The following is a 24299-nucleotide window of genomic DNA, read 5'->3' on the forward strand; positions in this document are numbered from 1 at the left end:
TAGGTAGGATTAATGCGCGACACGCCTGCGCCCGCAACGAAGGGCTACGCCCCGCCGTGTTACGGGCGCAGCTTCAGCGCCGCCAGCAGGCTGAAGGTGGAATGCGATATGTGGCAAGAGATGTGCATGTGCAGGAATATAGCGGCTTTTATTTGGGGACGCAACCCAAGAGGCTATTTGAACTGAGACCGAAATATGCCCCATTGCTGCGGCCATTGTGCCATCGGATCGCGCGTGTAACCGCTCTTGCCAAACTGGTTCCAGCGTCCGACGACATAGCATAGCAGCAGGTTGGCATGAGCACTGATGTCGTCGTCGACAGCCAGTTTGCCTTGAGTGCTTGCCATGCGCAGCGATTGCTTGAGGGTAGTCTCGATACGATCGAGGAACTGGTTGATGCGTTGTTGCAGGCGCTCATCCTCGTTCACCAGGGCATCGCCGATCAGCACCCGCGTCATGCCGCGATTCTTCTGGGCAAAGCCCAGCAGCAGACCGAGAATTCCTTCCACCTGCTTCAGCCCGTCCTGTTCTTCGGTGGCGATCTTGTTTACCAGTCCGAACACGGTCTGCTCGATGAATTCGATCAGCCCCTCGAACATCTGCGCCTTGCTGGCAAAGTGTCGATACAGCGCCGCCTCGGACAAACCGAGCCGCGCAGCCAACGCGGCCGTGGTGATCTTCTCGCCCTTGGGCTGTTCCAGCATTTCGGCTACGGTTTGCAATATTTGTAGCTTTCTTTCGCCCGGTTGTTTGGTTGCCATGGTTTTCTCCCCTAAAGTTTGCCCACTGCGCGCGGCAGTTCCAGCACATTGCGTATTTTCACATCCACATAACTCGGCGCACGCAGCGCGTCGCTCACCCACACGGTGCGCATCCCAAGGCGCTTGGCGGTAAGCAAGTTCTCCGCGCTGTCTTCCACCATCACACACTGCGCCGCATGCACGCGATGCTTGCGCAACAAGCCGCGGAACCCTGCGCTCTGCGGCTTGGGACGATAATGTGAATGCTCAATGGCGAAAATATCGTCGAACAGGTCATCCACCAGCAACAATTTCAACACTGCCTGCGCGTATTGCAACGGCGCATTGGAAAATACCAGCTTTTTGCCCGGCAACTGTTTCAACACAGAACGCAGGCGCGGCTCGCGCAGCACCATCTTCGACAATTCAGGAAACCGGTGAGTATTCCGCAAAAAATGATCGGGGTCGGTACCGTGATGCTTCATCAACCCGCTGAGCGTTGCACCGTAACGCTGCCAATAATCCATGCGCAATGCGTTCGCTGCGTCTTCGCCCAGATTCAAATGTTCTTGCAGGTATGCCGTCATGCTGCGGTTGATATGCGGAAAGATATGAGGCGTCGCATCATGCAACGTGTTATCCAGATCGAATATCCAGACCGGCTCGGTTATCACTTGCTTTTGATGAGCGTACCCACCCCTTCGTCCGTCAGAATCTCAAGCAAAAGGGCATGTTCCACACGTCCGTCGATGATGTGCACCGAGCGCACGCCGCCACGCGCCGCATCCAGCGCCGAGCCGATCTTGGGCAGCATGCCGCCGGACAGTGTGCCGTCCGTCACCAGGTCGTCGATCTGTTTGGGAGTCAGTCCGGTAAGCAGCTTGCCGTTCTTGTCCAGAACGCCCGGGGTATTGGTCAGCAGCACCAGTTTTTCGGCATGCAGCACTTCCGCCAGCTTGCCCGCCACCACGTCGGCGTTGATGTTCAATGTCTCGCCTTCCGGCGACACGCCAATGGGCGCAATGACAGGGATGAAATCGCCCGAGTCCAGAAACGTGATGATGGATGGGTCGATCTTGTTGATATCGCCGACCAGTCCGATGTCCAGCATCTTGCCTGGCTCATCCATGCTTTCCAGCATCAGCTTTTCGGCTCGGATAAAGCTTCCATCCTGTCCGGTCAATCCCACTGCCTTACCGCCAAATCGATTGATCAGATTGACGATGTCCTTGTTAACCTTGCCCAGCACCATCTCGACCACATCCATGGTCTCTTCGTCAGTGACGCGCATACCCTGGATGAATTCGCCTTTCTTGCCGACCTTCTGCAGCAGGTCGTTGATCTGCGGACCGCCGCCATGAACCACTACCGGATTCATCCCCACAAGCTTGAGCAAAACGACGTCGCGCGCAAAACCTTCCTGCAGCTTGGGGTCGGTCATGGCATTGCCGCCGTATTTGATGACGATGGTCTTGTCGAAAAAACGCTGGATATAAGGTAGCGCCTCGGACAGGGTATGGGCTTTTTGTGCGGCAGTGGCAACAGTCAATGGCATATTCGTTCCTTCAAAATTCTGCGCGCATTCTACCGCATACAAAAACGAAACGGGCGGCATGTAGCCGCCCGTTACCGTAGAAGTTAACGCTCCCTTACCGGTGGTCTTTTACGGTCGGATCGTTGTAATGCTGATAGCTCAATTCCAGCGCCCTTACTTCGGCTTCGGTGCTGACGGTAACTGTTTTACCGCCGACATCAAGCACTAACGTCAACGGAACGTGATCACCGGCATTCAAGGCTTGTTTCAATCCGACCAGAGACAAATATGTGCCACGCGTCCCGAAGAGCGTAATGCTGTGAGCATTCAACCTCATGCTGCTGACCGTTTCGGTCTGCAACTGGCCATGGCGCATCACCACTCCTTGCAGCTCTCCCGATCGGGCGACCGGACTGCTGACCGACAGCAGACGTGCCGCCTTGGTGACAGTGAGGTTCATCTGCACGGTGGCGGAAGTTTGTCCCGGCACACTTTCCCGCATCCAGACCTTATCCACTATCACGTCGTTCGTCCCGGCCCAGGTGTTACTTGCGAGCAGCAGGCCGGTCGCACAGAATAGTTTTCGCCACATGGCTATCTCCTAATGGTGATGTTCATGCCCTTCGTCACTGGTGGTTTCCAGCGGCTTGATCACGGCCAGAACCCTGATAACTGACGTATGTCCGTCTGCGAATTTAACCGTCAGCGCGAATGGCAGTTGGTGACCGGCCCTGAGAGGATTCTTCAGCCCGATCAGCATCAAGTGGTTACCATCCGCCCCCAACGTCACGGGTGTCTTTGCCGGCAAAGGCAAGGATTCCAGCGCGCGCATCCTCATCATGTTGCCTTCCATGACCATGCTGTGTATCTCTCCGCTTTGCGCCGACCCGCTCTCCACGCCAATCAGGGTCGCATCCTTTTTGCTGGTGATGGTCAACTGCACTGATGCACTGTCCTGCCCCGGGGCGGTAGCGCGCGTCCACGCCTTGGTCACTTTCACTTCGCCAGCATAAGCTTGCGATACAGCGAGCATCGCCAAAACACACGCACACAGAATCTTTTTCATACTTTACTCCTGGATAAAAGTCGAGGCATACCATTCCAAAAAAGCGGGTTATTCTAGCCTGTTTATACGATTTCGAATTAAAGTTTTCTTCATCATGCAGATTGAATTCCGCCGACAACACAATGTCTGCTTCGACATGCAAACGACAGTTAAAACTTTACCGTCAAGCTCGTATTGAAAGAGCGCCCCATACCCGGAACAACCGCTCCATAAGCCACCCCGGTTCCCATGGTGGCCCCCTGACCGACATAGGCACCTCCCAACGGATATGCATAGAACTTGTTCAGCGCATTTTCCAGCCCGATATCCAAGCGTGCCTGCTTCCATTCGTAGCTGCTGTACAAGTTGAGCAAGCCGTAACCGCCGGTTCTCATTTCTTTCCTGACAGCTTCGACTTTAGTCTTGGCTGACACCAGTTGCGTCTCGATGCTATTGGTCCAATTTCCAATATGTTGTTCCACGGCCAGTTTCAGGTTCAATGGCATGATGTTGTAAAGATTGTCGCCGGTCGTCAGATTCTTGCCGTTTACATAGTTCAATACGCCCATCGCGCTGAAACTGCCGTATTCACTATTTCTTGCCAACAATTTGCGTCCCGAGACATCCGCACCGTAGAGTCGGGCGGTCTGGTTGGCCAGGCTGAGATTGACAAACCCATCGGTACGGACTGCGCAAGTCGGGCATGCGACCGCATCGATGTAATTCTCCACGCGGGTGTAATAAGGTGAAATTTTCATTTCCCAAGCCTGCTGCATGTCGTCGTGCCAGCTACCCGCCACGCTCAGCGTATGAGCGATTTCAGGTTTCAGATCCGGATTCCCGACATAGCCGTTGCCATCGCCGAACCAGTTGTTCATGTTCAACACCATGGTGCTTTTGGTCGACCATGTGTAGCGCTCATACAGATTCGGCGAACGTGTTTTAGCAGCATAGTCCGCCTCGAAAGTTTGGCTGGTGTCGGGCGTGTAACGGGCCAATGCCGTCACATCGATATTGTTGTCAGTGCGCTGGCGATCCAGCGCGTTAAAAGCAGTCGAAGTAGCCAGATAGGTTGCCGTGGTGTTATAGCCCTGAACTGCTCCCGTATTCATCTTAACCGTTTCGCTGCGAACACCGAACTGACTTGTCAATTGCGGGTTCCAGCGCGCCTCCCATTCTGCAAAAACATCGAAACGATCCCGCTGGCCGTTGTTGATGTTCCAGAATGTGTTCGGAGACATCCCGCCCGTACCGGACGCCGACCACCAGTCACTCAATCGATAGCGCTGATATTCACTCCCCAGCCTGAGAATATCGCGTTCGGAAAGATCCACGTCTGCCTTGACCAGGGCACCTGTATTCTTTCCCTTGGTCTCCATTGGCATACCCGGGGCGGTGCCGTAAATGAACTGCTTGTCTTCAAGAAAATTCATCCTGTGGTGCGTATCCTCGTTATAGACACGGCCCTCCAAAGCTCCCCATAGATACTGCCCGGTGTAGTGAAGGTTGGCCTGCTTGCTGTTATTTCCTGTCATGTCCATGCGCTGATTCGGAAAGCCCTGGTAGGGGATTTCCTGCAAGCCCAGTTTCAATTCGAGCAAATGATTATCACGGCGCATCGCAATACCGATTGCCTGATTGTCAGACCGGTAGAACGAAGAGCCCACTTCATTACCCGCCAACCAGCCTCTGCCCGTTGCAGCCGGACCGGCGGCTTTGAAATTCTGAGCCGCCGTGTAATTGTCGGATTTGACCGTTGAGCCGCTGTACATCATGCTCAAACTCTCACTGGCGATCATGGTCGTGAGATTGGCTCCCCGCGCATTGCCGTTGCTGCGATATAAAACACCGGCCTGGCCCTTGATCAAAGTGCCCTGCCCTTCCCGCGCGAATTCCGGTGCTTGCGAATTCACCTGTATCGTGCCGCCTATGCTGTCCCCGCCCACGCTGACCGGAGCGATACCGGCATACACTTTGATGTTGCCGACGCTGGACGGATCGATATACGAAAGCGGCGGATTCATGTGGTTCGCACAGGCCGAAATCAGATCCATGCCATCCACTTTGACGCGTACGCGGTCGTCTGCCATGCCGTGTATGACCGGCAAACTCGATACCCCGCCTGCACCATAGAAGCTGACTCCCGGCTGTCCGTCGAGTAATCTTGCCGTATCGCTGGTATTGGCGCGTTGCAGCAACAGGCTGCTCTGGTCAAGCGAAGAATTGGTTAATGCAGGCAAAGATTGCAGTTTTTCAGCTTTGACTTCGACTTCCGGCATCGTCTCCGTTTCAGCCGCAAAAGCTCCGGGAGTGAATGCCAATGCAACGGCAGCCGCGCTCATTTTCAGCTTCAAGATCATTGCAAATTCTCCATAAATTGACTGTGGGTAATGCCGGGCGGATTGTATGGAAAAGTTTTTGCGATCCCCTGCGGCATATTGCCGCACCCCTTGCGCAGAGCGACTCCGGTAGAATCCGGTCTCATGAATTCCTCACTGCTCGCCTCCCAGACCGGTCATTCGCATCTGCGCAGGTTGATCCTGTTGCGCTGCGGCGCCATCCTTGCCCAATTGGCAACATTGATCCTGGCGCATCGCTTTCTGAGTACGGATTTCTCCTGGGCTCCGATGTTGGGTGCAGTGTCACTCCTGGCTTTGGTGAGCGCGCTGACCTGGTGGCGCCTCTCGCTTGATTTTCCGGTAGGCAATCTGGAGCTGTTTCTGCAATTGAGCGTCGACGTGCTGGTATTGACGGTGCTGCTCTATTACAGCGGCGGCTCGACCAATCCTTTTGTTTCACTCTATCTGTTGCCGCTGGTGATCGCCGCCGCCACGCTGCCGCGGCGACACACTTGGGGCATGGCCGCGCTGACGCTGGCGTGCTACAGCCTGCTGATGGTGTGGCATGTGCCATTGCCCATGGGGCATGCGCAACCCGAGCCCGTGACGATGCAAGGGATGGATCATATGCACCACCAAATGGATACGGCATCGTCCACAGGTTCCGCCTCTTCTCCGCTGGGAGACGCCTTCAACACGCATGTACTCGGGATGTGGCTGGAATTCGTCATCAGCTCCGTGGTGGTTGCGTATTTCGTCGTGGAAATGGCGCGTGCGGTACGCAGCCGCGATGCCCAACTCACCCGCGTTCGAGAAGAGACGTTGCGCAATGAACGCATCGTTGCACTCGGAACACAGGCCGCCGGAGCAGCGCACGAACTGGGGACGCCGCTTTCCACCATGTCTGTCGTCATCGGCGAAATGCGCCGGGAATGTACCGGGCAGGAACAGCAGGAAAACCTGGTCATCCTTGATGAGCAGGTGCGCAGTTGCAAACGCATTCTCGATTCACTGCTCTCCCACGCGCAGGAGACCAGCAGCGAATTGTCGCTGGAGGAATTTATTCGTAACGTACTCAACGAATGGCAGTTGCTGCGTCCGACCGTGCATTACCGCTTCCACGTAAAAAGCCCCCAGCCATCGCCACGACTGCGAGCCGATCTTGCATTGCGATCCGCCCTGCTTAACCTGTTGAACAACGCCGCCGACGCTTCTTCGGAGGAAATGGATATTCTGCTGTTTTGGGATGACGCAAATATCAAGCTGGAAATACGCGACCAGGGCCCCGGCCTGACTCCGGAAACGGCTGCGCGTGCCGGATCGGCTTTCTTCACCACCAAGCAGGAAGGCCGCGGCCTCGGCCTGTTCCTTGCCAACGCCACGCTGGAGAGACTGGGCGGCAAAGTGCGCCTGTCCAACCGCGAAGGAGGCGGTGCGACCACCGAGGTGATCTTGCCGCTGCACAGGATTTCGATATGAGCCAGACCGAGAGACCTTCATTGTTGCTGGTGGACGACGATGCGACATTTCGTACGGTGTTGTCACGCGCACTGGATAAACGCGGTTTTGCGGTGACCACAGCAGACAGTGTCGAGAAAGCGCTGCCTTTGGCAACGGCCAATCCGCCGGAATACGCCGTGCTGGATTTGAAGATGGATGGCGCTTCTGGACTGGTTCTGGTGCAGAAGCTGCACGAGCTCGACCCAGCCACGCGCATCGTGATGCTGACCGGTTACGCCAGCATCGCAACCGCTGTGGAAGCGATCAAACTGGGGGCGACTCAATATCTTTCCAAACCCGCCAATGCCGACGAAATCGTCGCCGCCTTCGGTCACAACGCGCGCACCGACATCCCGCTGGAAGCGCATCCTGCAACCGTCGAACGCCTGGAGTGGGAGCATATCCAGCGCGTACTGCACGAAAACGGCGACAATATCTCCGCCACCGCACGCACCCTCAACATGCACCGCCGCACTCTGCAGCGAAAACTGTCAAAACGTCCTGCAGGTCTCTAGCGCCTCCAGTCGCCTTGATATTCGGCGTTCGGGTTAGAATGATCCATAACAAAGCCGCCCAAAACAATCCGGAAGAAGTGAATGAACGATAAGCGCGTCGATCTGAGAGCGTCCATCCGAAATCTGGACAGCCTGCCGGCCATGCCGCTGGTGGCTCAAAAGATATTGAGGCTGCCGTTGGATACGCTTGAAGGCGAGAATCAGCTGTTAAGACTGATCGAACAAGACCCTTTGGTATCTGCCCGCATCATCGGCCTTGCCAATTCCCCGCTGTTTGGTGCTGCCAATAAAATAACTTCGATCCCCGATTCAGCCATGATGCTCGGTATGAACCGGGTCAAATCCGTTTCGGTTGGCATTGCCGTGATGTCAACGCTCACACGTCACCCGGCAGGACATATGAATGTGCAGCATCTCTGGCTGCATAGCCTGGGTATCGCGCTGGCGATGTGTTCTCTGGCACGTGCCATGCCCACCCGCTCCCGTCCGCCGGATGACGAGGTATTCTTCGCCGGTTTGTTGCACGACATCGGTTTCATGGTCCTCAACTATATCGATCCGGTACGCAGCGACCTGCTGCAATCCAGATTGGCCGCGACACCAGATCGCCCTGTTCAGGAAGTAGAGGCCGAAGTGATCGGGATCGGGCACGGCGAATTGGGTGCGGAATTGGCGCGACATTGGGACCTGCCGGATACGATTATTGCTGTGCTGCGCTATCACCATACCCCTGCCCATGCCGGGGCCAATGCGGGACAACCCTTTATCTCATTGCTCAATCTGGCGGAAAAACTGCTGCCGGCATTCGGCATTTCCGAACACGTCTCTCCCGATATCAGCGGGCATGATTGGTCAATTCTGGGTATTGATCCGGCACGTGCAGAAGAACTGGCCGTATCCGTCCGTGAACAGGCGGAACATGCAAAACAGGTTGCCAGCACGTTATAATTCAAGCCCGACCCGGTACTGCCTTATGAATGCACCCATCGATCTCCGCCAAGCTATTCGCAACCTAAATTCACTGCCCGCATTGCCTGTCATCGCACAGAAGCTGATGGCACTCAAACTGGATAGCGAAGAGGGTGAAAAGCAGATGATGCTGCTGATCTCGCAAGATCCGATGATCTCGGCGAAAATCATAGGTCTGGCAAACTCACCCCTGCTTGGCGCTTCACGCCATATCTCTGCCGTCAAGGATGCCGCCATGCTGCTTGGGCTGAACAGGGTAAAATCGGTCGCCACGGGCATCGCCGTCATGTCACTGGTGAACAAGCCCATCGGACGTTTCGATCCGCAGGAATTATGGCTGCACAACATGGCGGTCGCCTTTGCCATGCTGCCGGTAGTACGGGCCATGCCTGCCAGAAAACGCCCGCAGGACGACCAGATATTCCTCGCCGGCATATTGCATGACATCGGCTATCTGGCGCTTGCGCATCTGGACACCCAACGCAGCGACGATCTGCATACCCGTTTCGTCATCGAGCCGGACAGGCTTGCCATCGAAGTTGAACGGGAACTCCTGGAAGTGACACACGATGTATTGGGTGCGGAATTGGCCAAGCACTGGAATCTGCCCGACGATATCGTCGCAGTTCTGCGTTATCACCACACACCGGAATTGGCGGAAGCAACCGAGGGACAACCGCTGGCGCGTATCGTCAACATCACCGAGAAATTGCTGCCCCAGCTCGGATTGCATGAATACGTTGGTAACTATATCGCTCCGGAAGAATGGGCTGCTCTGGATATAGACTCGGATCAAGCCGATGAAATTGCGGAGCAGGTTGTTGAACAAGCCAATCAGGCGGCGCAGTTCGCCAGTTCATTCAGCTGAAATTGCGCAGTTTTTTTTGATCGACTCGTTCAGTTCAGTGAGCGCAATCAGCAGACGGCGCAACGCCTGGGACAATTCGCTCTTGCGTATCTGTTCGGCAGCGATCCAACTCCCCGCATGTATCATCGCCAGCACGTCTGCAGCATGGCGATGAAATTCGGCGTGCGCATCCCGTAATCGATTAAAGGAACACAACTCCCCGAAACGTGTCGCGCCACCGCCCCTCAGCCAGTCTTCCAGTTTGCAGCATTGCCCGAACTCGGCAATGTCTGCTTTGGACTCCGGCAATTCGCCATGTACAAAATCCTTGACCCGCCCGAAGAACAATACATGCGATTCCGCAACTTCCACGAAATCGATTCCGATCGCCGCGGGATCTTGCGTTTGATCGATCCGATTTGGCAATCTTCCGATTTCCTGTCCGACTTTCGTGCTGATGAGTTGCATCACAATCTCCCTGTCCGCTCTTTTGAGGTTGGCCTTTGTATCCTCCGCAAGTTTCGAAGACAATATGCCGTAAGTACTAGACCGTACCTATACCCACCCCAAATCAGCCTATACCTTCGCCAGTCCTTCGGCTTCCGAACCCCGTGCTTGCTATAATCAACACATTATTAATCCTTTAACCCCTCCATGAAATTCGCACTGCTATTCCTGCTCACAATTTTCCCTGCGCTTGCACTCTCAGAAGAGCAATCTCCTTCAGCCCCCATCCTTGCTGCCAGTTCCTACGTGTTGTACGACTACACCGGCGGGCAATTTTTAATGGAACAAAACGCCAGCACACACATTGCACCCGCTCAACTGACCAAGCTGATGACGGCGTATGTCGTATTCGGCGCGATCAAGCAGGGCAAGCTCTCCCTTACCCAGCGCATCATCCCTTCAGCTTATGCCACGCGCATGCAGGCTGATGAACCTCACATGTTTTTGAATGCGGGCAATGAAGTGACCGTGGAAGAATTGCTACGCGGATTGATCGTGCAATCTGCCAACGATGCGGCGCGGGTACTGGCCGAAGCGATAGCCAATCACGAAATGGCATTGGCCGATACGATGAACAGCGAGGCGCAACGCCTCGGTTTGAAAGACACGCATTTTGTCAATGCTACCGGCCTGCCCGATGCGCAGAACTACAGCAGCGCGCACGATCTGGCATTGATCGCGGCTGCACTCGTGAGGGATTTCCCCCAGTTTTACTACATCTATGCGCAGCGTGAATTTGAATACAACGGCATCAACCAGTTCAACCGGAACCGTCTGCTGTGGCTGGATCCGTTCGTCGACGGTCTGGCGGCAAGCCTTAACGAGTCCGAAGAGTTCGACCTGGTCGCTTCCGCCAAACGCGACGAGCACCGCCTCATTTCCGTGATGATTGGTGCAGCAACGGAGAAGTTGCGCAACAACGAAAGCCAGCGTCTGTTGAACTACGGTTTCCAGAACTTTGAGACAATCAAACTCTACGCCAAAGATCAATCCGTCAGCGACAAGGACATCTGGAAAGGCACGTCACATCACTTGAACATCGGCTTTCTGGCCGACCGTTATGTCACTATCCCAAAAGGTCAGCACGGCGCACTCAAAGCCACACTGGAAACGCGGCAACCAATGCTCGCCCCGTTCAACCGCGGACAGCAGGTCGGCACCCTTCATCTGAAACTGAACGACAAACCTTATCTCGACCTTCCCGTGGTCGCGCTGGATGACATACCATTGGCCAACGTATTTTCGCGCGGAGTGGACAACATCCGGCTGCTTTTCCAATAGGGCGTAAAAATGACAATCTACCTGAACGGCGACTACATGCCGATAGAGGAAGCAAGGGTTCCTGTACTGGATCGCGGCTTCATCTTCGGCGACGGAGTCTATGAAGTCATCCCGGTGTACTCGCGCCGCGCATTCCGCCTGACGGAACATCTGAAGCGCCTGCAGCACAGTCTGGACGGTATCAAGTTGAAGAATCCGCACAGCGAAAACGAATGGGGTCTCATTCTCAACGAAATCATCAAACGCAACTCACCCGAAGACCAATACCTCTATCTGCATATCACGCGCGGCGTCGCCAAGCGCGACCATGCCTTTCCCGTTCCGCCGGTAGCGCCGACTGTGTTCGTATTAAGCAATCCGCTCACGACACCGCCCGCCGATCAGCTGCAGAACGGGATCAAATGCATCACCGTCGCGGACAACCGCTGGTTGCGCTGCGACATCAAGGCCATCGCGCTGCTTCCCAATGTCTTGCTGCGCCAGGCCGCGGTCGAAGCCGAGTGTGCCGAGGCCATTCTGATCCGGGACGACACCTTCCTCACAGAAGGCGCTGCAAGCAATATCTTCGCGGTTAAGAACGGCACGCTGCTAACCCCGCCTAAGGACAATCTCATGCTGCCCGGCATCACTTACGACGTCATTCTTGAACTCGCTGCGGCGAACCTCATACCCTTTGAAGTGCGCAAAGTGATGAAAACGGAATTATCCGGTGCCGATGAATTACTGCTGACTTCCAGCACCAAGGAAGTGCTTGCGATCACCTCTCTCGATGGCAAGCCCGTTGGCAACGGGAAGCCCGGCCCGGTGTTCGCCAGGTTGCATCAGCTGTATCAAACATTCAAACAGGACGTGATGCGCAAATGATCAAACCGGAAGATTCTCTGATCGAGTATCCCTGCGACTTCCCGATTAAAGTCTTCGGCGAGGCTAAACCGGGCTTCGCACAGGCTATTGCAAAGGTCGTGCTGGTGCATGCGCCGGATTTCGACAGTGCATGCATCGAGACACGCAGCAGCAGCAACGCGAAATACCTCAGCCTCACCTGCACCATCCGCGCCACCTCGCGCGAACAGCTCGACAATTTGTATCGCGACCTGACTTCGCACCCCATGGTTAAAATGGTGCTGTAAACAATTCAGCCTCTCTTGGCGGAATTGAACGTTACCTTATCTTTCATCCCATCTCCCGCAGCGCGGGGAGGGCTAGAGAAGAGGAAAGAGGGAAATACGCTATGCAATATCCATCTCTGCACATCAAAGCATTGGGTATGGTCGATTACGAACCGACCTGGCGTGCCATGCAGCGCTTCACCGACGAACGCACTGCCGATACGCTGGACGAAATATGGCTGGTGCAGCACCCGCCCACCTACACGCAAGGCCAGGCTGGCAAACCGGAACACCTGCTCAATCCGACCGCCATCCCCGTGGTCAAGATTGATCGCGGGGGGCAGATCACCTACCACGGCCCCGGGCAGATCGTCGCCTACCTGCTGCTGGATTTACGCCGCTGGAAGATCAACGTGCGCGAACTAGTACGCCTGATGGAACAAGCCGTGATCGACCTGCTCGCGGAATATGGCGTTGCAGCGCAAGGCCGCGAAGAAGCACCCGGCGTGTATGTCGGAGACGCCAAGATTGCCGCCTTGGGACTCAAGATCAAGAAAAGCTGCAGTTATCACGGCCTGTCGTTCAACGTCGATATGGACCTGTCGCCGTTCGACAACATCAACCCCTGCGGCTACGAAGGACTGCGCGTCACCCAGGCCATCGAAGTCGGCATCCCGGTGCCATGGGAAGAACTGCAAGCGCAACTTACGCAGAACCTGGTGCATGGCTTGCAACGGCACTTGGACAAGAAGCACCTGCGTGAGCAGTGACCGACAGCAGATCAGAACCCGATTTTCAATCATCAGCAGCACTAAAAACTCACCAACGCAGTGCATTGAGTGCATCCTGGTGCGTATTTTCTCCGCCCTGTAATGCTAACCCGTTGATAAATATCGCCGCATAGTCTGGCACGTTGCTTGCATTCTATTAAACTGAAAGTGATGCAGGTCTGCTTACTGCTGCTTTCATGTTTCTCCTCCCTACTTGGGCATCCTTCTGGATGCCCACTTTTTCTCCGGATGAAAGACACGTATATGAATCGCAGCGACCTGATCTCCAAATTGGCTGAGTTGACACCAAACCTGCAAGCGAAAGATGTCGAGCTTGGCGTAAAAATCATCCTGGAAAAATTGGCATCGACCATCTCGAATGGAAGCCGGGTGGAGATTCGCGGTTTCGGCAGCTTTGGTTTGAATTATCGAAAACCACGAAGTGGTCGCAATCCGAAGACCGGCGAAAAAATTACGGTAACTGCCAAATACCACCCGCGCTTTAAACCGGGGAAAACATTAAGGGAATTGCCCATTCAGGATGAAAAATGAAAACGGCATATTCCAGATTGGCTAAAGCTTTTTGCAGGATAGTTGAAAGCACAATGCCTTTGATAACGGCTATCGCACTGGCCGACTCAATCAATCCGCCAAACTAGCAGCGATAACATCTCGCTTGTTTGTTGGCGTGTTAATTCGGAAAACATCTACTAAAACAAACTTTGTTGCCCATACTTGTCCGGTTTGATGAAGAGCGTCGTATCCAGTGTATTCTCTTCGCGATTGAACCCCAGACGTTCGCACGCAAGCCGAAAACGCGCGGACAACAACTGCGCGAACAAGCCTTGACCGCTAAAGCGCGAACCGAATTCCGGATCGTTCTCCCGCCCGCCGCGCATCTCCCGCAAGCGGCTCATCACATGCTCCGCCTTCAGCGGATAGTGCGTGCCGAGCCAATCCTTGAACAAGTCTTTCAACTCGTAAGGCAGGCGCAGCAAGGTGTAAGCGGTTGTTCGCGCCCCGTGCTCATGCGCAGCTTGCAGTACATTCTCCAGTTCCGCATCGGTGAGAAAAGGAATCACCGGCGCAACCATCACCCCGCAGGGCACGCCAGCATCGTTCAAAGCTCGTACGGCTTGCAACCTGCGCCGCGGAGATGCGGCGCGCGGCTCCAGTTTGCGTGCCAGTTCAGCATCCAGCGTGGTGACCGAGATGAATACCTGCACCAGTTTTTCCCGCGCCAGTTGCGCAAGCAGGTCGATATCGCGCTCGACCAATGCCGACTTGGTCACGATGGACAGCGGATGCCTGCATTCCGCCAGCACCTCCAGTATCTGCCGCGTGATCTTCCACTCGCGTTCTATGGGTTGATAGGGGTCGGTATTGGAACCGAGTGCAATGGGTGAGCATCGGTAGGAAGGCTTCGCCAGTTCAGCGCGCAACAGCTTTGCCGCCTCCGGCTTGGCAAACAGTTTGGTCTCGAAATCCAGCCCCGGTGAGAGGTTCAGGTAGCCATGCGAAGGCCGCGCATAGCAATAGATACAGCCGTGTTCGCAACCGCGATAGGCATTCAGCGAATAATCGAACGGCAAGTCCGGCGAATCGTGGCGCTGGATCACGCTCTTCGTTTTCTCTACCGTCACAGTCGTCCTGAACGGAGGCAGCTCTTCATCCGTTGTGCCCCATCCATCATCGACACGTTCGCGTGCCACACTCTCGAAGCGTCCTTCGATCTGCAACGTTGCGCCACGTCCTTTTACTACTTCGTGCTTCACTTGATCTTTCCTGGCCCGAGGTCTTGTTGCAACAGAACGATCGTTCTGTATTCCTCAACTATAGGGCGCACGGGGAGGCCATGTCAAACCGGGCATGTGTGGCTCGCAGTTTCACAACTTGATAAGTCGACGTGTAGGCCATGAGGTCAGCAAGTTTGACAGCATCCTCGGCTTAACCATAGAATCCAAATGCAATCGTCGATTTATACATCGGCACCTGCAAGGGCAAACCCGCCGAAAGACGGGGACGCAAAGCTACCGGGCTAAAGGACATGTTCCTATTCGACTACTCGTCGAGTGCCAGCGGGGCCGCCAGGCAATCTGAGCATTTTCTCAATTTCTTTTGGCGTTCCGCTGGTTCGGGTCTTTGCGTATAACCAATACGAGGGTTATATGGCAGTAGTAAATCCTGAAATCAGTAAATCTGGCAATAACAAATCGGACAAGAAAAAAATCCGTACGATGGTTATTAAAAGGATAAAACACATCCGCAAGCCGCATTCCAGCGGCACGTGGAAAATCGCTTACGCCGATTTCGTAACTGCCATGATGGCGTTTTTTTTGCTGCTGTGGATGATTGGAAACAATTCGGAAGCCCGGCTGCGGGGTATTGCAAAATACTTTCAAACACCATTGATGGTTTCCTTTGCCGGCGGGAAGGATATGTCCGATCTTGGTAACATCATAAACAATGGGAGCAACGGTCTCATTGAAGGTAATGCGCAATTGAAAAAAGGCGACGTGCCGGAGTCTCATCGATTCGATTTGACCGATGGGCGACGAGAAGCGCAGCACAAAGAAATGGCGCACCTGCAGGAACTGAAGCTCCGCCTGGAGCAAGAGATTGATGCGAATCCGGAGCTGCGCAACTTCAAGGATCAATTCCAGATCGACATCACCACGGACGGTTTGCGTATCCAGATTATCGACAAACAAAATCGCCCGATGTTCGATCTGGGCAGCGCAAGCCTCCAGCCATACACGGTTGATATCCTGCATAAATTCGGCAACGTATTAAACGACGTACCAAACAGGATAGGCATTACCGGTCACACCGATGCAACGCCTTATCAAGGCACAGCAAGAAATTACAGCAACTGGGAGCTGTCGCTGGATCGCGCCAACGCTGCACGGCGTGCACTGATCGGCGGGGGCATGTCAGACGACAAGATCATCCGCGTCGTCGGTTTGTCTTCTTCTGCACCGTTCGATTCAGCCGATCCGTTCAGCCCGCATAACCGACGCATCAGCATCATCGTGATGAATGCACGGGCAGAGAATACTGTCCGCACGGATGGCGCATGGCTCGAAACCGAATGAGATCAACGTCCTCACTCTCTCCAGACACTCTTCCAACTATAAATACACATCATCATGACGAGATCAGAACTGATTGAACAGCTTGCTTCCAGACATCCGGAACTTACCCAGCGGGATATTGAGATGAGCGTCCGCCTGATTCTGGATCAGATTTCCTGCGTTCTGGAGAAGAAGGAAAGAGTTGAGATCCGGGGATTCGGGACCTTCGGAATCCTGCATCGCCTGCCACGCAATGGGCGCAACCCAAAAACGGGCCTCATTGTCGAAGTGCCCGCCAAGGACGTGCCGCACTTCAAAGCCGGCATTGCGACACGAAGTCGCGTACAGAAGTTGTTTCTGCTTCAAATGAAGAAACCATCCGTGTCACCGGATGAATCTAGGGGTCTGAATAAAGAGCGGCCCTGACACTGTAACGAAGTGCCGCAGGGCACGGGGTATCAATCGCGAGAGGCATACCCTTCTGACAGCCATGCGTCGGTGAAGTGCTAGATAGTCGGTATGGTGAAAACATTTGAATCTGCGATAAAGATCGTAACTGAAAGCAAGCGGAAGTGGCTAATACGCTTGAACCAAAACGGTAATGGAGGTGGGAACAGCGTCTTGCCGGTACGCTTTCGTGACCCATACACCTCCCGGTCGATAGCAGGCACCTAACCCGACGTACTTCTGTACGTGGAACGTGGAAACCCCGTATCGCTCCCTTCGGGGACAGCGGACTGTAAAGTCCGCCCATGGTGATGCGGGCACAGGAACGAGGAAAAAGCGAATGCCGTTCTGTAACGGGATGGATAGGGGTTGAAACATCACCCCACGCGAAAGCGGGCAGACTTCCTTATGGTCTCTCCTCACAAGAGAGTTGGCAGAACCATCCAAACGGGGGGAAAGCAAATGAACGCTGCAACATTGGCGTGTGCATCTTCCGGCATGACGTGGGACGACATCAGTTGGATCGACGTCCAGCGTCAGGTAAGGCGGCTGCAAGCGCGTATTGTGAAGGCAACACAGGTCGGCAGATACAACAAGGTGAAAGCCTTGCAATGGATGTTGACCCACTCGTTCAGCGGCAAAGCATTAGCCGTCAGACGCGTGACTGAAAATAAAGGCAGGAACACCCCCGGTGTGGACAAGATCACATGGAAAACACCGGCGGCAAAGATCAACGCGATCGCGTCGATGAAGCGACGGGGATATTCGCCGCTTCCGCTTCGGAGGGTATTAATTCCGAAGAAGAATGGCAAAACAAGGCCGCTTGGCATTCCCGTAATGAGGTGCCGCGCCATGCAAGCGCTATATCTGCTGGCGTTGGAACCCGTTGCGGAAACCACCGCTGACCTGCACTCATATGGGTTCAGGCCGGAGCGCTCAACTGCCGATGCAGGAGGGAAATGCTTCAACTCCCTCGCGCAAAAGGTAAGTGCGGAATGGGTGCTGGAGGCCGACATCAAAGGCTGTTTCGACAACATCAGTCATGACTGGATGATCGCCAACATTCCTATGGACAAGGCGATTCTAAAGAAATGGCTCAAGGCGGGATACGTTTATCAAAACGAACTCTTCCCCACAGACGCCGGCACCCCGCAAGGGGGCATCATCAGTCCGGTTCTGGCAAACATGACGCTTGACGGCCTCGAAGCGATGCTAGCGGAAAAATTCCCGAGAGCGAGACAGCGAGGACTGAAAATGAACATGGTGCGTTACGCGGACGACTTTATTATTACCGGCCACTCGAAAGAGTGGCTGGAGCATGAGGTCAAGCCCGCAGTGGTTGAATTTCTAGCGGAACGTGGATTAGTCCTGTCGCCGGAAAAAACCAAAATAACGCACATCAGTGATGGGTTTGATTTCCTCGGATGGAACATTCGCAAATATAACGGCACGTTGCTGATAAAGCCGTCTAAAGCGAACATCAAAGCGCACCTTGATAAAATTCGAGAAATCATCAATGGCAACAAGTCGGCTAAACAGGCCAATCTGATAAGGCTGCTCAATCCTGTTTTACGGGGATGGGCGAATTACCATAGCCATGTAGTCGCCAAGAAAACCTTTGCTTGGGTTGATAGTCATGTCTGGTCAATGTTATGGCGATGGGCGGTAAGAAGACATCCAAATAAAGAAGCCCGATGGGTTAAAGATAAATACTTTAAATCCAGAGGTAGTCGAAACTGGGTATTTGCCGCAACAGAAAAAATAGAAGATGGAACGCGAAGAGAATTCATCTTGCTGCGAGAATCGGACACGCCAATACAACGGCATGTCAAAATCAAAGCCGATGCCAATCCGCATGATCCACAATGGGAGCCGTATTTCGAATCCCGATGGGGCAAGAAAATGCTGCGCTCAACAAGAGGTCGGCGGAAGCTTTACTGGGTCTGGCTCAGGCAAGATGGCATATGTCCTACCTGTCATGATGAAATCACAAAGGGCATCCCGTGGGATGTTCGCTACATTGTGAAAAAATCCGAAGGCGGTTCGGACGCATCGAGCAATCTTCGAATACACCATCTCAATTGCCGTAGGAGTCATTAGTATGCCGAAAAATATAGTTGTGAAACCGGGTATTGAAAAAATGCCTTTGCAGAGGCTTGAGCCGTGTGGATCGAAAGACCCATGCACGGTTCTGAGGGGGCTGGGCGCGGGTAACCGCGTCCGGCTACCCAGCAGGAATTGCGCATCAGGGTCAATCGTCTAAAACCGGATATCCGCTAGGCATTCGCCTTGCCGTTGTCGTGACGGTTGCGCGCACTTCAGGGAGTGTTTAGAGTGAGCGCATGATTGATCTCGTCCCAAAGTCAGGCCTTTTCATATACGAGCCCGCTCCCTTCCACCCATGAATTGGCTCTATAGACTATTTAAAGAAACCACGCGCGAGACCTTCTCTCTGCGCTGGATCGGACTCACCAAGATTCCCCTGCTATTTTATGTCGGCGTCTCGGTCGCGGAAATTTCACCAGAGCGGATGGTGGTCAAGATACCTTTGCGGCGCCGAACAAAAAACCACCTTGGCTCAATGTATTTCGGCGTGCTCTGCGCCGGAGCCGACTGCGCGGCTGGTGCCTTCGCCATGTATCTGATCAGGCGGCAACCGGAAAACATTTCGCTGGTCTTCAAAGATTTCGAAGCGCAGTTCCTCAAGCGTGCAGAAGGCGATGTGCATTTTTGCTGTGATCAGGGCAAAGAGATCGCCGAGCTGGTCACGCAGGCTGCCGCATCGGTTGATCGAGTCGAAAGGCAGTTCGAGGTTGTTGCCACTGTGCCGTCATTGAGTGAAGAGCCAGTGGCCAGATTCAAGTTGACGCTTTCGCTGAAGAAACGGCCATAAGACCATTTGACTCTGATACATTTTACGAAATGGCTGCTATTGGCGCCAAAATGAGACGTTCGATAGTGTTGTCCAATTGTAATGCCGCACTGCCGAAATTGGCCGCAAACTTGCGAATGTGACAAGTTTGGACTGTTCGTTGAACACTGAGAACCGCCATAGCTGGTAACGTGTTTTAGAACTTTAGTGGGCGGACAATACCCGTTGACGATTCCTTCTCAAAAAGTATCGTGGTTTCTTATTGCAAGAATTCCGCACGCGACGTACTGAAGTCTTGAAAAATCGGGTATCCGTAATCTGTGGTTGATTTTGTAACTTACGCTTAGATTGTCATTCCGCGTTAAATCGTAATTTCCGGTTGATATTGAAGTTCGGCTATGAAAAACACATTGAGTGTAAATCGTAATATCTGGTTGATTGTGACGTGCTACCCACCTTCGCACTCCGCCATCACGTCACTACACAGCGCAGTCAGGAACGAGGGCATCGGTGCGCGAACTTGGCGATGGGTCACCAGCCAAGCCGCAGCAGCGAGGCGCAAATAGAAGGAGCGCAACGCGCACGCAGTGCCTTATTTTTCCCGAGTTTTTCCGCAACAAACCCCGCATTTGTTTCCGCGAGTTTTTCCTATAAGATAGGGGTTTACGAGACTGCGAGCCGGAACATAGGCAGAAACACAGCACACAGTCGATTTATGGAAACTCTTGGAGACCAGCGGGGATTTTGAAATCGGAAACAAGCTCAGTTTGCTGCCCGGCGCGTAGGTATAGCTGCCCAGCCCGTCGGAGAGACGGTTGCCGTTCGCATCGTAGGTGTAGGTCGTGGTGCCGATGGGCGCGGCTGCTGATATTGTCGGCGGTGCAAGGTACGTTAATTGGCAACGAGGGGCGCATGGGTTGCTTGGTTTCAAAAACTATTTTGATGCTGACCCTCTAAATCGTTTATTGAAGAAGAAGAGATGAGAGAACAACTACCGCGCTTATACGGGTTATTTAAAACTACGGTCAGCACGATCCTTCAACACAGGCCAGAGGTCGGCTAAATATTCTGCGGCTTCAACATGGCCCGATGCTACGGCCTGCCGCAGTAACACATCAGCTTCGTTCATTTTCTTTCTTGATTTTGTGTTCAAGCCTTCAGCAATGAGTTGCATCGCCAGTTCATATTGTGCCGCCACGTCGCCAGATGCTGATTTCTGTTCAAGCTCATCGGTATATTTGGCCTCCCACTCAGCAGTAGCCGTGCTGTAATCACGAATGCCTATCTTCGTATGACTAGATAATTCAAGCAAAGCCAATATCCCAGCACCCAGAGACCTTTCAGCTTCATCTGCACTTTTGGCTTTCAAAGCATCTATAGAAGTTTCCAGCGGAAGCGCTTTTTCAAGCAATGGCGCAGTCAGGGTGTGCTCAACAGTCGAACACACGATTTTCCCATCGGCTTCGTCATAGTGAATGATGATGTCACGACTCATTTTCAGTTCCTCCCACATTTAGACATGCACTCCGAAAGGCGACTCTCGGCCTTCTTCTTGCATGCAACGAATGTATATTTATCACCAGTCATTGCAGAGTACGCGCGGCATTCTTTCATGTCCAGGTCATACTGCGCTTCACATTCAGCCTCGTGTGAAGAGGATGAACTACTTCCACTTGACGCTGATGACGAACTGCTACTGTTGTGAGCCGCCCACCAAGCTGCAGCCGCAGCCAATGCCGCACCGGCAGCCTCACAACCACCCGCCGCACAGATTCCAGGGATTACTAACGGAACGAACAATCCTTGCGGATCGGTGTTGCTCAATGGATTTTGTAACGCGTATCCGTAGGTGTTGATTCCTCCCGCCAGCCCAATCGGATCACTCTCCACATACCGTCCGCTGCCCGCATCGTAATCCCGGTTGCCGTTGTAGTACAGCCCCGACTCCTGGTCGTAATACTGTCCGGGGAAGCGCAGGTTCACCGTAACGATACCCTTGCCTCCGGGGTTCTGGTTGGGCAGCGTTGAGCCGAAGGCATCGCCCTCCCAGCGCCACACCACCACACCCGTCTGATCCCGTGCCGCCCGCGGGGCGTTGAGCTGATCCACGTCGAAGTAGAGGACGCGGCGAGCAGGCACATAGTCGATCTGGGCGACGGGCGTATCGTCGCGCCAGATGTAGGTGCGTAGCGGCGCACCGTTACCCGCGGATTCGCCGAGCAGGTGGCCGCCTTCGTCGTAATGATAGATCACCGTCGCCGCCCCCTGCGGTGCGGCAGCGGTGGTGACCTTGCGCGTGCGCTCGCCACGGTAGTTGTAGGAATAGCTGGCCAGCAACGTCGTGCCCTGCAGCACCTGCGCCAGCCTGCCTGTCTGGTTGTAAACGAAGACATGTCCCAACCCATCGGAGGTCACATGGCCTGCGGCATCCACGCTCACCGCCAGTCCGCGGCGGGTGGCGATACGGTTACTGCCCGGCGCGTAGGTATAGTAATACCGCCTTCAAGTCCTATCGGATCACTTTGTCCGTAGCGGCCCTGATCAGGGAAATAATGGTCGCGGCAAAAATTATAAAACGTGTTGGTTTCTTTGTCGTTGGTCTGCCCTGAATGACGCAAATCAAATACAGACTGCCCCTGTCCATTCGGATTTTCATTTGGCATATTCGCGCCAAATGGGTCACTTAAATCCCATTGCCACACCACATTTCCTGCGGTGTCGGTAATCTGCCTTGACGTGTCCAGGTGTTTAGTCAGAAACCCAAACATAATTCCAGTGACCTTCTGAATAAACGTAGACAATTCCCGTCGATTCCCATTTACCGGCCATTACACTTGTTGTTTTGCTCCTGAGTTTGACACGTTCGTCTCGCCGCGTTGGAGGCGAATCGAGGGCATTAGTACGAACATAAGTACCCGGTTTTTCCGGCTTAACGTAGCAATACTTTACATTTTCACAAAAGGATGGAAGTTCATCTACAGTCCACGATTTCTCTTGTTGAAGAGCCACAACCAGACGTAAGGATTTCCCTTTAGCTGCCGTAAGCCATATTGCAAAATCTTGTCGATGGTCACCATTAAAGTCACCTTGGGCAACGGCATAGCATCCATTCCGACCTTCACTTAATTCAAAATCAATATACTGTTGTTCTAAATCTACCAGTTGAGGAACTCGATAATCTGGAAATTTCTCTGCTAGTAATTTCACTAAATCTGGACTAAGTATCTCAGCACACTCTTTTGGTTGCGCAGCCATAGCGCCACTAGAAAATGTAACCGAAAAAAGCAGAGCTACTATTGAGTAAGAAAATAATTTAAATTGACGCCTCAATATCCTTGTCATTGCGCATACAGTTAAGCCTGAAATAAGTGGTGCAAATGGTTTCATTAATAAATTCATTTCATCGTACTCCTGGAGCAAAACCAACTGATTTGTGACGCCCGGGGCGAGTTTGTATATGGAAATGATTGCTTTCTTCTTGTCCATACGCCCTCGGCTTAGCGAGACACGAAGTTTCGGTATTAGTAGTACATTTATTAAAGCAGGCTTGTACAGTGGCGCGTGTCAACCCACTATTGGAGATTTTGCCAAGATCAACTGCTTGACCTGAGAAATGGGGATCCTTGGGACCGCTGTGAGTTCCATCATTTGCTGATGTAATGCCAAGGTCACGACCAGTACACGTGTCCATACATATCATCAATTTTGTGGTTGTTTCATCAATCGGCCCGTGGGCATCACCGACAAAATGATACAACCCTTCTGGATCACTGTAGCTAAGCGGGTTGTTCTCTACGTAGACATAAGTCGAGAAACTCCCACCATCCAGCCCAACCGGATCACTCTCCACATACCGTCCGCTACCCGCATCGTAGTCCCGGTTGCCGTTGTAGTACAGCCCCGACTCCTGGTCGTAATACTGTCCGGGGAAGCGCAGGTTCACCGTAACGATACCCTTGCCTCCGGGGTTCTGGTTGGGCAGCGTTGAGCCGAAGGCATCGCCCTCCCAGCGCCACACCACCACACCCGTCTGATCCCGTGCCGCCCGCGGGGCGTTGAGCTGATCCACGTCGAAGTAGAGGACGCGGCGAGCAGGCACATAGTCGATCTGGGCGACGGGCGTATCGTCGCGCCAGATGTAGGTGCGTAGCGGCGCACCGTTACCCGCGGATTCGCCGAGCAGGTGGCCGCCTTCGTCGTAATGATAGATCACCGTCGCCGCCCCCTGCGGTGCGGCAGCGGTGGTGACCTTGCGCGTGCGCTCGCCACGGTAGTTGTAGGAATAGCTGGCCAGCAACGTCGTGCCCTGCAGCACCTGCGCCAGCCTGCCTGTCTGGTTGTAAACGAAGACATGTCCCAACCCATCGGAGGTCACATGGCCTGCGGCATCCACGCTCACCGCCAGTCCGCGGCGGGTGGCGATACGGTTGCTGCCCGGCGCGTAGGTATAGCTGCCCAGCCCGTCGGAGAGACGGTTGCCGTTCGCATCGTAGGCATAACCCTGTGTCCCGGCCGGACCGGTTTCCGACACGAGGCGGTTCAACGCGTCGTAGGTGTAGGTCGTGGTGCCCACGGGTGAGGTACGGCTCAAGATATTGCCGGCGGGGTCGTAGGTCAGCGCGGAGGTGTCGGCGTAGGCGCATGAGGTCGTCAGTCCGCTCAACAGCAATCCGCTCAGCAGCAGGCTACAGGCAAGGTGCTGCGTCTTGTGGACAGTGGCGGCAAAGGACAGGGAGGCGGTATGGGTCAT

The 24299-nt window shown here is 54.0% G+C and carries 26 protein-coding genes and 1 riboswitch; of the genes, 13 read left to right on the forward strand and 13 right to left on the reverse strand.

From position 1 onward, the window contains the following. Positions 1-173: 173 nt before the first annotated feature. The 6 genes from slmA to QOY30_RS13595 form a co-directional block, all read right to left on the reverse strand. Positions 174-761, reverse strand: a complete 588-nt coding sequence (gene slmA / locus QOY30_RS13570) for a nucleoid occlusion factor SlmA (protein ID WP_283745152.1) — start codon at positions 759-761, stop codon at positions 174-176. Positions 762-772: 11 nt separating this feature from the next. Further along, a complete protein-coding gene (locus QOY30_RS13575) occupies positions 773-1414 on the reverse strand; it encodes a pyrimidine 5'-nucleotidase (RefSeq protein ID WP_349496691.1) in 642 nt (213 codons plus the stop codon). Then, entirely contained in the window at positions 1411-2295 is an 885-nt protein-coding gene (gene argB, locus QOY30_RS13580) for an acetylglutamate kinase (RefSeq protein WP_283745153.1), read from the reverse strand. The genes QOY30_RS13575 and argB overlap by 4 nt, the downstream gene beginning before the upstream one ends. Positions 2296-2389: 94 nt before the next feature. Further along, positions 2390-2866 (reverse strand): copper chaperone PCu(A)C, encoded by a 477-nt coding sequence (locus tag QOY30_RS13585; RefSeq protein WP_283745154.1) that lies wholly within the window; start codon positions 2864-2866, stop codon positions 2390-2392. A 9-nt stretch (positions 2867-2875) separates the two neighbouring features. After that, complete coding sequence (locus QOY30_RS13590; RefSeq protein ID WP_283745155.1) at positions 2876-3340, reverse strand: copper chaperone PCu(A)C; 465 nt, start codon at positions 3338-3340, stop codon at positions 2876-2878. Positions 3341-3489: 149 nt separating this feature from the next. Continuing rightward, positions 3490-5679, reverse strand: a complete 2190-nt coding sequence (locus tag QOY30_RS13595) for a TonB-dependent receptor (RefSeq protein ID WP_283745156.1) — start codon at positions 5677-5679, stop codon at positions 3490-3492. Between the two features lie 123 nt (positions 5680-5802). Here QOY30_RS13595 and QOY30_RS13600 point away from each other — a divergent pair, with 123 nt between their 5' ends. The 4 genes from QOY30_RS13600 to QOY30_RS13615 all read left to right on the forward strand — a co-directional run bounded on the left by QOY30_RS13600 (position 5803) and on the right by QOY30_RS13615 (position 9510). Continuing rightward, positions 5803-7137: an ATP-binding protein gene (locus tag QOY30_RS13600; protein WP_283745157.1), complete on the forward strand. Its 1335-nt coding sequence runs from the start codon at positions 5803-5805 to the stop codon at positions 7135-7137. Beyond that, positions 7134-7673 carry a response regulator transcription factor gene (locus QOY30_RS13605; protein WP_283745158.1) on the forward strand — a complete coding sequence of 180 codons (540 nt, stop codon included), beginning with the start codon at positions 7134-7136 and terminating at the stop codon, positions 7671-7673. The genes QOY30_RS13600 and QOY30_RS13605 overlap by 4 nt, the downstream gene beginning before the upstream one ends. Before the next feature lie 81 nt (positions 7674-7754). Continuing rightward, positions 7755-8621 carry an HDOD domain-containing protein gene (locus QOY30_RS13610; protein WP_283745159.1) on the forward strand — a complete coding sequence of 289 codons (867 nt, stop codon included), beginning with the start codon at positions 7755-7757 and terminating at the stop codon, positions 8619-8621. Positions 8622-8646: 25 nt separating this feature from the next. After that, positions 8647-9510, forward strand: a complete 864-nt coding sequence (locus tag QOY30_RS13615; RefSeq protein ID WP_283745160.1) for an HDOD domain-containing protein — start codon at positions 8647-8649, stop codon at positions 9508-9510. Here QOY30_RS13615 and QOY30_RS13620 read toward each other — a convergent pair. Then, positions 9499-9957, reverse strand: a complete 459-nt coding sequence (locus QOY30_RS13620) for a CZB domain-containing protein (RefSeq protein WP_283745161.1) — start codon at positions 9955-9957, stop codon at positions 9499-9501. The two genes, QOY30_RS13615 and QOY30_RS13620, sit on opposite strands and share 12 nt — an antisense overlap. A gap of 186 nt (positions 9958-10143) precedes the next feature. Between QOY30_RS13620 and QOY30_RS13625 the strand changes: the two genes are divergently transcribed. The 5 genes from QOY30_RS13625 (at position 10144) to QOY30_RS13645 (ending at position 13708) form a co-directional block, all read left to right on the forward strand. Continuing rightward, entirely contained in the window at positions 10144-11277 is a 1134-nt protein-coding gene (locus QOY30_RS13625) for a D-alanyl-D-alanine carboxypeptidase family protein (RefSeq protein ID WP_283745162.1), read from the forward strand. Between the two features lie 9 nt (positions 11278-11286). Further along, complete coding sequence (locus tag QOY30_RS13630; RefSeq protein WP_283745163.1) at positions 11287-12141, forward strand: D-amino acid aminotransferase; 855 nt, start codon at positions 11287-11289, stop codon at positions 12139-12141. Then, the gene (locus tag QOY30_RS13635; RefSeq protein ID WP_283745164.1) at positions 12138-12407 is read left to right on the forward strand and encodes an HP0495 family protein; all 270 of its coding nucleotides are present in this window, start codon (positions 12138-12140) and stop codon (positions 12405-12407) included. Before QOY30_RS13630 ends, QOY30_RS13635 begins: the two co-directional genes overlap by 4 nt. Positions 12408-12508: 101 nt before the next feature. Continuing rightward, entirely contained in the window at positions 12509-13156 is a 648-nt protein-coding gene (lipB, locus tag QOY30_RS13640; protein WP_283745165.1) for a lipoyl(octanoyl) transferase LipB, read from the forward strand. A gap of 264 nt (positions 13157-13420) precedes the next feature. Then, positions 13421-13708: an integration host factor subunit beta gene (locus tag QOY30_RS13645; RefSeq protein ID WP_283745166.1), complete on the forward strand. Its 288-nt coding sequence runs from the start codon at positions 13421-13423 to the stop codon at positions 13706-13708. 158 nt (positions 13709-13866) lie between these two features. On the opposite strand, the gene QOY30_RS13650 is transcribed toward QOY30_RS13645, so the two are convergent. Next, entirely contained in the window at positions 13867-14931 is a 1065-nt protein-coding gene (locus QOY30_RS13650; RefSeq protein ID WP_283745167.1) for a PA0069 family radical SAM protein, read from the reverse strand. A gap of 214 nt (positions 14932-15145) precedes the next feature. Continuing rightward, a riboswitch (cyclic di-GMP riboswitch) is annotated at positions 15146-15248 on the forward strand. 76 nt (positions 15249-15324) lie between these two features. On the opposite strand from QOY30_RS13650, the gene motB reads away from it, so the two are divergent. The 4 genes from motB to QOY30_RS13670 all read left to right on the forward strand — a co-directional run bounded on the left by motB (position 15325) and on the right by QOY30_RS13670 (position 19570). Continuing rightward, a complete protein-coding gene (gene motB / locus QOY30_RS13655; protein WP_283745168.1) occupies positions 15325-16251 on the forward strand; it encodes a flagellar motor protein MotB in 927 nt (308 codons plus the stop codon). Between the two features lie 54 nt (positions 16252-16305). Beyond that, on the forward strand, positions 16306-16656 hold the full coding sequence (locus tag QOY30_RS13660; protein WP_283745169.1) for an integration host factor subunit beta: 351 nt from the start codon (positions 16306-16308) through the stop codon (positions 16654-16656). Positions 16657-17139: 483 nt separating this feature from the next. Next, a complete protein-coding gene (gene ltrA, locus QOY30_RS13665; RefSeq protein WP_283744861.1) occupies positions 17140-18777 on the forward strand; it encodes a group II intron reverse transcriptase/maturase in 1638 nt (545 codons plus the stop codon). A 301-nt stretch (positions 18778-19078) separates the two neighbouring features. Then, positions 19079-19570 (forward strand): DUF4442 domain-containing protein, encoded by a 492-nt coding sequence (locus QOY30_RS13670; protein WP_283745170.1) that lies wholly within the window; start codon positions 19079-19081, stop codon positions 19568-19570. A 988-nt stretch (positions 19571-20558) separates the two neighbouring features. On the opposite strand, the gene QOY30_RS13675 is transcribed toward QOY30_RS13670, so the two are convergent. From QOY30_RS13675 to QOY30_RS13695, 5 genes are read right to left on the reverse strand one after another with little or no spacing between them, the layout of a single operon-like run. Next, positions 20559-21044 carry a hypothetical protein gene (locus QOY30_RS13675; RefSeq protein WP_283745171.1) on the reverse strand — a complete coding sequence of 162 codons (486 nt, stop codon included), beginning with the start codon at positions 21042-21044 and terminating at the stop codon, positions 20559-20561. 2 nt (positions 21045-21046) lie between these two features. Then, complete coding sequence (locus QOY30_RS13680) at positions 21047-21988, reverse strand: RHS repeat-associated core domain-containing protein (RefSeq protein WP_283745172.1); 942 nt, start codon at positions 21986-21988, stop codon at positions 21047-21049. Next, positions 21985-22317: a hypothetical protein gene (locus tag QOY30_RS13685; protein ID WP_283745173.1), complete on the reverse strand. Its 333-nt coding sequence runs from the start codon at positions 22315-22317 to the stop codon at positions 21985-21987. The genes QOY30_RS13680 and QOY30_RS13685 overlap by 4 nt, the downstream gene beginning before the upstream one ends. Continuing rightward, positions 22298-23035: a hypothetical protein gene (locus QOY30_RS13690; RefSeq protein WP_283746089.1), complete on the reverse strand. Its 738-nt coding sequence runs from the start codon at positions 23033-23035 to the stop codon at positions 22298-22300. Before QOY30_RS13690 ends, QOY30_RS13685 begins: the two co-directional genes overlap by 20 nt. Then, positions 22950-24299: an RHS repeat-associated core domain-containing protein gene (locus QOY30_RS13695; RefSeq protein ID WP_283745174.1), complete on the reverse strand. Its 1350-nt coding sequence runs from the start codon at positions 24297-24299 to the stop codon at positions 22950-22952. Before QOY30_RS13695 ends, QOY30_RS13690 begins: the two co-directional genes overlap by 86 nt.

The organism is Sideroxydans sp. CL21, assembly GCF_902459525.1.
Taxonomy (GTDB): domain Bacteria; phylum Pseudomonadota; class Gammaproteobacteria; order Burkholderiales; family Gallionellaceae; genus Sideroxyarcus.